Origin of the sequence: Peristeroidobacter soli (genome assembly GCF_004138485.1) — a bacterium.
Taxonomy (GTDB): Bacteria; Pseudomonadota; Gammaproteobacteria; order Steroidobacterales; family Steroidobacteraceae; genus Steroidobacter; species Steroidobacter soli.
In genome coordinates, this window is sequence record NZ_RYEV01000004.1 from 1,345,675 (window position 1) to 1,357,745 (window position 12,071).

Consider the following 12,071-nt stretch of genomic DNA (forward strand, 5'->3'; position numbering starts at 1 on the left):
GGCGTCAGAAAATTTTTTTCGGCTCCCCCGCCGGGCTGGCATGCTCGCGGCCGGACAGCTCGATATCCTGTCCTGCGCTGTCCACGACCACGCCGAAGCGCTGGCGCAGGAATTCGATCACGCGACTGGAATCGGTCGACGGAAATACGCCACTGACATGGAAGTCGAACAGATCGGGATCGCGAATCACCAGCTGCCGGCGGTTGTAGCGATTGAACTCCTCGACCACCTCGCGCAATGGCGTCGACTCGAACACCAGCTTCTTTTCGGTCCACGCCGTGGCGATGAACGTGTCGACCGCCGCCGGCGGCGCAACTTCGATGGGCGAGACGATGGTTTGCTCACCGGCCCCGAGCATCAGCTGCTCCAGGCCACCGCCGCGCGTCGGTCTCTGATTGGGATTGACCGCGACGCGACCTTCCACCACGGTCACCACGGTCCCGGCTCGTTTGCGATAGACATCGAAGCGCGTGCCGACGGCACGCACGTGAGTGTCGTTGGTGGTGACTACGAACGGCCGCTCTGGGTTCTTGGCGACGGTGAAGAGTGCCTGCCCCTCGACCAGATCCACCGAGCGCGAGTTTTCCGTGAAACGCACGCGCAATCGCGACCGTGCGTTCAGCTCGACCATCGAGCCGTCTTCCAGCGTGATCGATCGTTGCTCGCCGATTCCCGTCGTGTAGACGGAGGCGACATAGCTGGAGTACCAGGTGACAAATCCCGCGCCCGCCGCGACAACGACCGAAGCGGCGGCCAGCCAGACCCGCTTGACCGAACGCTTCGTAACGACAGGCCCGGCGTTTGGCTCGGCGGCGGGCCGATCATGAGCCACAGTGCCTAGATGGAAGATGTTCTGTTCTGCCCGCGCGCGCGCGATCAGCCCCTCCGTATCGAGCATCGACCACTTCTGGTACGCACCGGCATCCTCCCAGAATGCCGAGACCTGCAGGAACGCGCGCACACACTCCGGCGAACGGCGCAGCCAGGCATTGAACGCCTCACGGCCGGCCGCGTCGACCTGGTTCTCGTTGAAATCGATGAACCAGGCATTGGCCTCGTCCAGGAGCTCGCCGCTGAGTTTTGCAATCCGCTTGTCCATCGGCATTCCTATTGCATTTCCTGCAAGCGCTGTTGGCAGTACGTCATGGCTTTCACCAGATATTTCCTGGCCATGGCCCTCGAGACCCCCAAGCGCTGGCCGATCTGTTCGAGGGTCGCTCCTTCGTAGCGATACATGAGCAGCGTCGCATAGGCTCGCGGCGAGAGTTGCTCCAACCCCCGATCGATCTCCTCGAACTGCTCTTCGAGCTGCGCGACCGCCGCCGGATCGCCATCGGCGGAGGCTGCGATATCCGCACCGATGTCCAGCGGTGCCACCACTTGCGCCATGGCCGCCTGTCGCAGCGTGTACTGATGAAGCACATGGCTGGCGATGGTGTAGAGATACGCTCTTGGGTTGCGGATCGATTCATGGTCGGGAATACGTAGGAGCCGCAAAAACACCTCCTGAACCAGGTCGCCCACATCCGCGCTGGCGTGGCGCATGCGGGCGGCGAGGAAACGGCGCAGGGCACGGCCGTGGTCCTCCTCCATAGCCACGACGAATTGACGACTGCTGTTGGTGTCCAAATTGAACGGGTCTCCAGGCATCAGCCCCTTTTGCCGCCTTAGAGCGCCCGGCGAGGCAAAAAGAAACCTGGTTTCAAAAAAAAGAAGGCGCGAATGACGCCGGACGCTTTACCACCAGAAGCGCGGTGCCTCGCGCACTTCGGGCCAGATCATACGCAATGTGTCGGCCTCATATACGAACCCGTTCTTGATCACATAGCGCAAGGCTGCGGAATGACGGAGGTCTTCCAGCGGATTGGCATTCAGCACCAACAGATCCGCCAGCTTTGCAGGCTCGAGACTGCCAATATCCTGCGCCAGGCCCATTCCTCTGGCGCCACACATCGTTGCCGCGCGTAACGCCTCCATCGGCTGCCACCCGCCCTCCTGCATCGCCCGCAGATTCCAATGAAATCCCACTCCGGCGAAGTTGCCGTGGCTGCCCACGCAGACCTCGCCGCCAGCACGGGCAATAGCGAGCGCGGCGGCCGCCTGGGCGCGCGTGTAACGCTCGTCCGACGGCGTCCACTGACTGGCACGTCTGCGGTCCAACACTGGAGGCGGAAAGAACCGGCGCACCTTGGCGTCGTCATAAAGCGCATCGTCCTGGTAGGCTTCGGGCTCGCGGATCTCATTGCCTTTATCCAGATACTGTTTGACCCGCAGGAAGGTCTCCTGGATCAAATCCTCAGCATCCTCTCGCGACTGTCCGCGTCGGCGCAGGATTCTTTCGAGACGGTGGAAATGCGCCATCAGGGCATCGAGCATGTCCGGACGATGACACAGGAACTACGGCTGTTCCAGGGCAAAAAAAGAGTGATGTTTGCTGCGCTCTCAAACGTCTAACGAGATCCACCGCCATCTGCGCCGGCAGCGATGACGCATGAACCCGGAAATCGGGTACGCTCGTTGCAACGATTCCTTCTGTTCGGTGCTCGCGCATGCGTTGGATCGCTCCGGTCAAGGTCCTCATCGTTTGTGGGGCCGTCATCTACGGCTGCTTGCAACCCGCGCTGGCGGATGTGAATGCCGGGGTGCGCGCATTCCGGGCCAAGGATTACCCATCGGCGTGGACCCAGCTCTTCGAACCGGCGCAGCGAGGCGACCCGGTCGCACAGACTCACATTGGCATGATGCTCGCCATGGGCGCCCGCGGCGGCCCCGATATGCCGGGGGCGGTGAGCTGGTATCGAAAGGCGGTGGCCCAGAATTACGGCCCGGCCATGTCACAGCTCGGGATGATGTACGTGATGGGCATGGGCGTACGGCAGGATTTCAAACAAGCGGCGGAGCTGTTTCAGCGCGGCGTCCAGGCGGGAAACAAAGAGTCCATGACCAATCTTGCGCAGTTGTATGAGACAGGTCAGGGCGTGCAACGGGACCCCGTGCGTGCCCGGCAGTTGCGCGAACAAGCATCCGGCCGTGGCGAGAAGGTCGCCGCTGAGCAGTTGCGCGAGGATGCACGATCACCGGGGGCGGCGGAGTTTCGCCAGGCCACGACGCTGCGTTCGACTCGACAATATTCGCAGTCACGACAGTTCGCCCAGCAAGCCGCCGCCAAGGGCAATGTCGAAGACATGGTGCTGGCCGGCCGGCAAGCCATCATCGGCGAAGGCGGCGCGAAAGACTATGCGGCCGCCCTGCGCTACTCCGAGCAAGCCGCCCGGGCCGGCAACCGCGACGGAATGTTTCAAGTCGGTTATTTGTACGAGTTTGGCCTGGGCGTGCGACTCGACAAGAAAACCGCGCTCAGCTGGTACGACAAGGCGGCGGCGCGCGGCAATCTGGTCGCCAGACAGGCGGCCACCAATCTGCGCTCAGCGGACTACGAGCCCGCGCCTGCCCCCGCCGGAAACTCCGATGAGCTTCAAGCACGCGAGCGCAAGTACCTCGGTGCCGGCGGACAGTTCAACGGGTTGACCTGCGTGAAAATCGACTCGGGCGGCCAATCCATGCCCTGCTCCAACGGCATGTTCGGCAACTACAGCTGCCCCTGATCGGCGGCCAGAACGACCGGCGGCAACGCCGAATGTTCGGTCTTGTAACTGCGCAATTGCTTGAGTCCTTCCTGGATGAGGCCAAACACGATGACCCAGGCGATGGCCCCCAACAGCAACTGCTTCGCCTGAAATGGCAACTCGATATCCGCGTTCCACAACATGTGCAGAGCGACTGCCACCAGGAAGACGCGCTTGAAGCGCGCATCGTTCAACATGCCGATCTGGAAATCGGCGTCGCCCTTCACGCGCCATAGTGCCGCGGCGGACATCGCCGTCCAGACGATGTGACCGAACGGTGCCATCAACCCGCGCGACAGAATGATGTCCTGCATCGAGTAGCCGTCCAGCGCGTAACGTAACGCATACCCGGCCGACTCGAACGCGGCGAAACCGGTGCCAATGGCCGCTCCGAACAACAGACCGTTGAGAAGGTGCGGATAGCGCCGCTTGTTGACGACCAGCATCAACGCGAGCAATTTGCCCGGCTCCTCCGCCAGTGCCGCCACCGACGCGCCCAGCCAGCTCAACCGCAAGGCGTCCGTCACCTGGAACAGCACCAGGGAAAACATCAATGACAGCACGCCGCCCAGCATCACCAGCTTGATCACCTGATACAACGAGACATTGCGCGCGGCATTCATCTCGAAGAAGAACACGAGGGTCGCGAACGGCACCGCGAACGAACCGACGATGATCAGTCCCGGCACGAGGTTGACGTTGCCGTACTGGTTCCAGGCTTGCACGAAGCACAGGTAGACGATCACCGAGATGACGAATGCACGGAAAAACAGCCAAGGCCTCGGCCAGCGCGTATCGACTTCTTGCAGAGACGGCGTGGTCTCCGGCGTACCGACCGTGAAATAACGCTCGATCTCCTCGTCGCTATGCTTGGAGAACACGTCCGAGAACATGTCCCGCAGCGAGAAGCCTTCCAGCTTCTCGACCCCCGCGGTACTCGAAATCTTCTCGGAAAAGCGGGCTATGAACGGCGCCTGCTGGGACCTCTCCGCGCTCGAGGCGGGGACCCGAATCGATGCCTTACAGTGTGGACATTCGATCGTCTGATCCCACGAGGACGCCGTCGCCTGCACCAGGAGCGTGCAATTTGGACAAGCAATATTGGTTGCCGACACAACCCACTCCCGGCCGACGGACCGCTGTTCTTGTAAGAGTGCCGACTATAATCGATTACCTGTGTTACAGCCCTTCATCGGCAAACAGGCCGGTCACAAACTCGACGAACGCCCGAATCTTGACCGCAGGCTGACGGTGAGGATACAAGACCCACACTGGCCAGGTTGCTCCCTCATTCCATTCTGCCAGCACCGGTTGTAACAACCCCGCGGCGATCTGCGTCTCCACCGTAAAGTCCAGAGTACGGACGAAGCCGGCACCGCCGACGGCTGCAGCGACTGCCGATTCCGGGTCGCTGAAGGACAGCGGCGCGGACGGAACGAGGGTGTGGACCTCGTTGCCGCGGCGGAAGATCCACGGCCGAGCCTGTCTGCGGTCCGGATGAAACATGGCGATACACTGCTCGGGCTCGAGATCGGCGGGCGTGCGGGGTGCACACCCGATGCGCTCGATGAGGTCTGGTGAGGCGCAGGTCAGTCCGCGCAAATGTCCTACGCGTCGTGCGACCAGACTGGAATTGCGCAACGTGCCGACCTGGATTACCGCGTCGATGCCTTCCTGCACCAGGTCGAGGGCACGGTCACTCATGGCGATCTTCACCGCAAGCTCGGGATGCTTCTCGATGAAGCGGGGCAGTGCCGGAACGATGATCTTGCAGCCCAAGGAGCTCGGCACATTCAAGCTGAGGATGCCGCGCGCCACAGTGCGCGACTTCTCGACTTCGCTCTGTGCCTGGGTCAGATGCTGTAGAGCCTCGCTGCAGCGGTCATAAAAACCATGCCCCTGCTCGGTCAGACTCAACCGGCGCGTCGTCCGATTGAGGAGTCGAACGCCCAGGCTCTGCTCCAGACGACTCACCGCCTTGCTCACACCGGACTGCGACATCCCGAGCAGTTCGGCGGCGGCCACGAAGCTGTGAGTCTCCACCACCCGTACGAACGTTATCATCTCCTCGTAGCGGTCCACCTCAGAGACCTCCGGTTACATTCCTGCCTCGGCGCTTCATGTGTCCGCGCATCCACACCGCTCGAGCAGCTCGACGCGACGTTCCGATGTGATCCGATAGGTCCCATAGATGTCCGCGAGCCACAGGCCGTCGGCGAGCAGGCACAGATGCAGCTCTTCCAGCGACATCTGCTTGCTCCAGCAAAGCCGGGAGCGCTCACCCACGCGTCCGCGGATTCGATCCGCATATTCCGGGTGAGCGGCGCAGATGAACGTCAATGCCTTGCAGAGCTGCTGGGCACGCGGCAACTCACCCATGTGAGCAATCGCTCGAAGATAGGCACGAGCGCCTGCGATGCCTTCCACCACGTCGGAACGCAGTTGTTGGTCGACTTCCTTTTCCAACTGCGCCGTCAAATCGTCCACCAGCGCTTCGAGCAGCGCGGTCTTGCTGTCGAAGTGATACAGCAAGCCGCCCTTGCTCACATGAGCCGCATCGCAGACGGCATCCAGCGTCAGATGGCCGGCGCCCTTCTCCAGAATCAGTCGGGCCGCCGCGTTGAGGAGTTGTTCACGGCGCGAACTGTTCGTGCCGGAACGGTGCGTGTGCCTGGCGCCTTGCTGGTTCAACCTGCCCCCATGCCGATCGTCATGTCGATTCGCTCCAGCCGCCGCCGACGGCCAGCACGAGGTCCACATACGCGGCGCCACCATTGCGTCGTGCTTCGGCCACGGCCAATCGAGATTGGAGCAAGCTGCGCCGCGCATCGAGCACGCCGAGATAATCGGAATAGCCTTCATCGTAGCGGCGCTGCGCGAGTCGCAATGCTGTTCGGAGCGCATCGGACTGCTCGCTACGAGCCCGATACACAGCATCGGCCGCTGTGCGCGCGTCCAAGGCGTCGAGCACTTCGCCGAACGCCTGACGGACCGTCGCGCGATACGACTCCGCCAACTGATCGCGACGCGCTTCACTGATCTCGATAGCAGCGTTACGCCGCCCACCATCGAATATCGCCTGCGTGACCGTGGCCGCGACGGACCACACGCTCACGCCGTCCTTGAACAGATCCGACAGGTTCGTTGAAACCTCACCCGCCGATCCGGTGATCGCAATGGCTGGCAACCACGCACGACGAGCGGCGCTCAGATCGGCGCCGGCCGCAGCGAGATTCGCCTCCGCCGCCCGAAGATCCGGCCGGCGATTCAACAATGCAGACGGCAGCCCTGTCGGCACGGTCGGCAATACCGCAGGCGGACGTTCCTCGCTTTCAATGTTGATTCCAGCGACTCGCTCGTCCGTGGGCAACTGACCCGCGAGCAGCAGCAATGCCCGCTGCACGGCGCGCAATTGTTGTGTGGTCTCGGCGAGCTGCGCCCGTGAGTCCTCGAGCTCGGATCGAAAGCGCTGCAGATCCAGCTCCGAGATCGCACCGACGTCGTAGCGACGACGACTCAGCCGGAGTTGGTCATCCAACACTTGAACGTTTTCTTCGAGCACGGCGCGTGCTTCGGAGAGCGACTGCGCCTGCAAGTAGCCGCGCACGAGCTCCGCCGCGACTGTCAGCCGTAGCGACGCCAATGTGTATCCTTGCGACAGATATCTCTGCCGCTCAGCCTCGGTTTGCGAAGCCAGCCGGCCCCACAAATCCACTTCATAACTGACCTGGACGCCGTAATCCCCCGTCTCGACAATGGTCGAATCAGGCAAGCCTGTGACGAGAGTTCGCTGCCGGGTGCCACCCACGAACGCGCTGACCTCCGGCAGTTGGGCCGAACGGACGGCACGCACCGTCGCACGAGCCTCGCGCAATCTCTCCGCAGTGACGACGAGATCGCTGTTGTATTGCAGGCCCTGCTCAACCAGCGCAGCCAGCTTCGGATCATCGAATGCTTGCCACCAGGTTGGAGACGTGCCGGTATCCGGCATTGCGATGACGTTGGTGAATCGATCCGGCAACGTGCCCGGGACGTCCGACGGAACATTGCGTTCCGGCATCTGCGCACAGGCACCCAGCAGCGAGGCGACCGCGACGACGATGAGAGTTCGTCGCATCTTCAGATCTCCTGCGACACGGCGTTGGCCGACACAGCTGTTTCACGCCGCTCGTCACGCCGCATCACCCAGCGAAAGAAGGACGGGATGAAGAACGTTGCGACCACCGTCGCCATCAACAAGCCGCCAATCACGCCTGTGCCGATCGAGTGGCGCGCATTCGCACCGGCGCCCGCGCTGATGGCGAGTGGCACCACGCCGAGAATGAACGCGAGCGAGGTCATCACGATGGGACGGAAGCGCTGCTTGGCCGCAAGCAACGCCGCGTCCTTGACGCGCATGCCGGCGTGAACGTTCTCAGCCGCGAACTCGACGATCAGGATCGCATTCTTCGCCGACAGGCCGATCAGCGTGATCAACCCGACCTGGAAATACAGATCGTTCGTCAAGCCTCGCAGCAGAACGGCCAGCGCGGCACCGAACAGCGCGAACGGCATGCACAGCATCACTGCCATCGGCAATGACCAGCGTTCGTACTGCGCGGCCAGGATCAGGAACACGAACAGCAAGCCGCCCACCATCGTCAAGGACGAGGACGCCGACACTTGGTTCTGCTGATACGCCGATCCGATCCACGCCACGGTGTAACCCTGCGGCAACGTCTCCGCCGCGATTCGTTCGATCGCCGCGATCGCCTCGCCCGGTGCGACGCCCGGTGCCGGATCGCCTAGCACCTTGATGGCCGGGAAGCTGTTGAAACGTTCGACCTGTTCCGGACCGATGCCCTGTTCGATGGTCACGAGCGTGTTCAACGGCACGAGCTCGCCGCTGTCGGCGCGCACCGAAACATTGCGCAGGTCTTCGATCTCGTCGCGTGCCGAGCCCTCGGCCTGCAACTGCACTTGATAGGTTCGCCCATCGCGATTGAAGTCGTTCACATAGAACGCGCCGAAGGTCGCCTGCGTCGCCTGGAACAGCTGAGTCAGGCTCACGCCCATTTGCGCCGCCTTGTCGCGGTCGATGTTCAGATGGATCTGCGGCGCGTTGGCGCTGAACATCGTCGTCACGCCGTGCAGCTCGGGATCCTGGTTGGCCCTGGCGATGAAGTTGCCGACGACCTCGGCGATCTTCCGATAGTCGGCGCCGACGCGGCTTTCGATGTACAGCTCGAAACCGCCCGTCGTCGACAGCCCGGGGATGGGCGGCGGATTGATACCGAGCACGAACGCATCTCGCACCTTGCCGCCGCCCTCGCCCATCAGCTGGGCCGCGATCGCCTCCGAGCTTTGATGGGGCTCCGGACGCTCCTGCCAGTCTTTCAGGCGCACGAACTGAGTCGTCGCGTTCGGCTTGAGCGCACCGGTCAGCATGTCGTAGCCCACCAGACTGACGACCCGGTCGACATCGGGGTGCCGAGTCTCGTACTCGGTCAATTGATTGACCGCCGCTTGCGTGCGACTGAGCGATGCACCGTCCGGCAAGCTGGTCACGGCGATGGCGACGCCTTGATCCTCATTCGGCAACAGCGACGCAGGCACCGACCGGAACAGCACCGCCGCCGCGATCCCGATGGCGATGAATAAACAAATCGTGAGCGCGGTGTGCCGGAGCAGATACGCCACCCCTTGCGTGTAGCGGCCCGTGAGCCTGCCGAACCACTCATTGAAGCGATCCAGCAGCTTCCACTGCGCCTTGTCGTCCGGTCGCAGCAGCAGCGCGCACAGCGCCGGCGTCAGCGTCAACGCGACCAGACCCGAGATTGCCACCGACACAGCGATGGTGATCGCGAACTGCCGATACATCACACCGCTCATGCCGCCGACGAATGCAACGGGCACGAACACCGCGCACAGCACCAACACGATCGCGACCACGGGCCCGGTGACCTGTTGCATGGCCTTGATGGTCGCGTCGGTCGGCGACAAATGCTCTTCGTGCATGATGCGCTCGACGTTTTCGAGCACCACGATGGCGTCGTCGACCACGATGCCGATGGCGAGCACCAGGCCGAACAAGGTCAATGTATTGATGGAGAAACCGAGCATCGCCATGCCGGCGAAGGCGCCGATCAATGAGACTGGCACGGCGAGACTCGGAATCAAGGTCGCGCGCCAATTTCCCAGGAACAGGAATACGACGGCGAACACCAGCAGCATGGCTTCGAACAGGGTCTTCACCACTTCTTTGATGGAGATGCGCACGAACTCGGTGGTGTCGTAGGGAACGCTGTACTCGATGCCATCGGGAAACGCCGCGCTCAACTCGTGAACCCGCTGCTTGACCGCATCCATCGCCTCGAGTGCATTGGCACCGGGACTCAGGAACACGGCGACCGGCACCGCCGCCTTGCCGTTCAACTGCGAAGTGAAGTTATAGTTCTGTCCGGCGAGCTCGACCCGAGCCACATCCTTGATACGAACGACGCCGCCATCGGCGTCGCGCCTCAGCACCACCTGACCGAACTCCTCGGGCGTGTACAACCGTCCCTTGGTCGTCATCGTGTACGTGAAGTTCACCGGCTCGGTCAGCGGCGGCGCGCCGATGCTTCCCGCGGGCAGCTGCGCATTCTGGTCGCGCAATGCCTGAATGATGTCCGAGGGCGTCATGCCGAGCGCACGCATGCGATCGGGATCCATCCAGATGCGCATGGAGTAGTAGCGCAGCCCGAACAGCAACGCATCGCCCACGCCGGGCACGCGCTTCAGCTCATCTACGATATTCAGCAAGGCGTAATTGTTCAGAAAGACGTCGTCGTATCGCCCGTCGGGCGACTGGATCGCGACCAGACCCAGAATGCTGGACATCGACTTGCGCGCCGTAACGCCGAGGCGGCGCACTTCTTCCGGCAGCATCGGGGTCGCGGCGGCGATGCGATTGTTGATTTCAACCAGCGCCTCGTCCGGATCGGTGCCCGTCTTGAACGTCGCGGTCAACGTCATGCGGCCGTCGGAACTGCTCGAGGAGTTCATATAGAGCAGGCCCGTCGCACCGTTGACCTGGTTCTCGATCGGCGCGGCGACAGTCTCCGCCACCACGTTGGCGGCGGCGCCCGAGTACGTCGCGTTCACCGTGATCTGCGGCGGCAGGATCTCCGGATACTGCGCGATCGGCAGGCCCGCCATCGCGCCCAGGCCCAGAATCACGATGACGATCGACAATACCGTCGCGAAAATCGGCCGGCGAATAAAAAACTCGGCAAACATCTCAGCCGCCCTTGCCCGCGCCGGCGGCGGGCTGATCCTTGGCGGCCTTGCGCGCGGCCTCCTGCTCCTTGGTCAGTGCAACGACTTCCACACCGGGTCGCACCTTGAGCAAGCCTTCGACGATCACGCGCTCGCCCGGCTGCACGCCTTCCTGCACGATCCAGCGATCGCGCCAGCTCTCCTGGATCTGCACCGGTCGCGGGCTCACCTTGTTGTCGTTGCCGACGACCCAGACCATCGGACCGGTCTGCGCAAACAGTACGGCGGCTTTGGACACCGCCAATGCATCCGCGATCTGTACGCCGCTCAACTCGATGGCCAGATACTGACCTGAGACCAGACAGCCGCTCTGGTTGGGAAACACGGCACGCGCACGCACGGTGCCGGTGCTGGTGTTCACGAAGGTATCGGCGAAGTCGAGCTTGCCCGTGCTTTCGCAGCTCGAGCCGCGCACGATGCGGACCGGATACTGCGTTTGTTTGCTGTTGCGCTCGAGCAGCTCGCGAAGCCGCAGCAGCTCAGCTTCGGCGATGGAGAACTCGACATAGGCGGGATCGGCTTGGATCACGGTGGTGAGCAAGTCGCCGCCAGCCGTCGCCGCGCCATTCACGAGATTGCCGACCGTGACCGCCTCTTTACTCGCGACGCCAGTGACTGGCGAGCGGACCTCGGTGTAGTCGAGATTCAAGCGCGCAATTTTCTGCGCGGCCTCGGCTGCAGCCAACCCACCTTGGGCTCTGAGAAACGCCGCTTCGGCCTGATCGTATTCGCGCTTGCTGACGGCACCCTCCGCGACCAGCGCCTTGGCACGCTCGTAGTCACTCCTTGCCTGCGTGATCGCGGCTCGCTGCATCTGAACTTCCGCGCCCGCCTGCTCGTGCGCGGCTCGATAGTTATCCGGCTCGATGCGGAACAGGAGATCGCCCGCCTTCACCGGCTGACCTTCGCGATAGCTGCGCTCGACGATCACTCCGCTGACCCGTGCCCGCACTTCGACGACACGCGAACCCGCCACACGTGCCGGGTACTCGAACGCCAGCGGCAAGTCGCTCCGTTGCACGGTTTCGACGATGACATCGGGCGCGGGTGGCGGCGGCGGCGCCTCTTGTGCACAGCCGGCGAGCGCGAAAACGACAGTCACGACGCCGGCGGTCGCCATGAAACGGGAGGATGGACGGGGCACGG

Annotated in this window: 10 protein-coding genes; 1 reads left to right on the forward strand and 9 read right to left on the reverse strand. The window is 62.9% G+C overall.

Annotated features, from left to right (window positions below; all coding sequences use genetic code 11):
* Positions 1 to 4: 4 nt before the first annotated feature.
* The 3 genes from EKO19_RS20870 to EKO19_RS20880 all read right to left on the reverse strand — a co-directional run bounded on the left by EKO19_RS20870 (position 5) and on the right by EKO19_RS20880 (position 2,376).
* Entirely contained in the window at positions 5 to 1,099 is a 1,095-nt protein-coding gene (locus tag EKO19_RS20870) for a FecR family protein (protein ID WP_175597139.1), read from the reverse strand.
* An 8-nt stretch (positions 1,100 to 1,107) separates the two neighbouring features.
* Complete coding sequence (locus EKO19_RS20875; RefSeq protein WP_157995366.1) at positions 1,108 to 1,629, reverse strand: RNA polymerase sigma factor; 522 nt, start codon at positions 1,627 to 1,629, stop codon at positions 1,108 to 1,110.
* A 108-nt stretch (positions 1,630 to 1,737) separates the two neighbouring features.
* Entirely contained in the window at positions 1,738 to 2,376 is a 639-nt protein-coding gene (locus EKO19_RS20880) for an amidohydrolase family protein (RefSeq protein WP_129778367.1), read from the reverse strand.
* Between the two features lie 173 nt (positions 2,377 to 2,549).
* On the opposite strand from EKO19_RS20880, the gene EKO19_RS20885 reads away from it, so the two are divergent.
* Positions 2,550 to 3,605 (forward strand): tetratricopeptide repeat protein, encoded by a 1,056-nt coding sequence (locus tag EKO19_RS20885; RefSeq protein ID WP_129778368.1) that lies wholly within the window; start codon positions 2,550 to 2,552, stop codon positions 3,603 to 3,605.
* On the opposite strand, the gene EKO19_RS20890 is transcribed toward EKO19_RS20885, so the two are convergent.
* The 6 genes from EKO19_RS20890 to EKO19_RS20915 form a co-directional block, all read right to left on the reverse strand.
* Positions 3,590 to 4,507 carry a PrsW family intramembrane metalloprotease gene (locus EKO19_RS20890; protein ID WP_217705489.1) on the reverse strand — a complete coding sequence of 306 codons (918 nt, stop codon included), beginning with the start codon at positions 4,505 to 4,507 and terminating at the stop codon, positions 3,590 to 3,592. The genes EKO19_RS20885 and EKO19_RS20890 overlap by 16 nt on opposite strands.
* Before the next feature lie 298 nt (positions 4,508 to 4,805).
* Complete coding sequence (locus tag EKO19_RS20895; protein ID WP_129778369.1) at positions 4,806 to 5,690, reverse strand: LysR family transcriptional regulator; 885 nt, start codon at positions 5,688 to 5,690, stop codon at positions 4,806 to 4,808.
* Between the two features lie 54 nt (positions 5,691 to 5,744).
* The gene (locus EKO19_RS20900; protein WP_175597140.1) at positions 5,745 to 6,317 is read right to left on the reverse strand and encodes a TetR/AcrR family transcriptional regulator; all 573 of its coding nucleotides are present in this window, start codon (positions 6,315 to 6,317) and stop codon (positions 5,745 to 5,747) included.
* A 19-nt stretch (positions 6,318 to 6,336) separates the two neighbouring features.
* Positions 6,337 to 7,743 carry an efflux transporter outer membrane subunit gene (locus EKO19_RS20905; protein WP_129778371.1) on the reverse strand — a complete coding sequence of 469 codons (1,407 nt, stop codon included), beginning with the start codon at positions 7,741 to 7,743 and terminating at the stop codon, positions 6,337 to 6,339.
* Between the two features lie 2 nt (positions 7,744 to 7,745).
* Positions 7,746 to 10,886, reverse strand: coding sequence for an efflux RND transporter permease subunit (locus EKO19_RS20910; protein ID WP_129778372.1), 3,141 nt, complete (start codon positions 10,884 to 10,886; stop codon positions 7,746 to 7,748).
* A gap of 1 nt (position 10,887) precedes the next feature.
* Positions 10,888 to 12,069: an efflux RND transporter periplasmic adaptor subunit gene (locus tag EKO19_RS20915; protein WP_129778373.1), complete on the reverse strand. Its 1,182-nt coding sequence runs from the start codon at positions 12,067 to 12,069 to the stop codon at positions 10,888 to 10,890.
* Between the last annotated feature and the right edge of the window lie 2 nt (positions 12,070 to 12,071).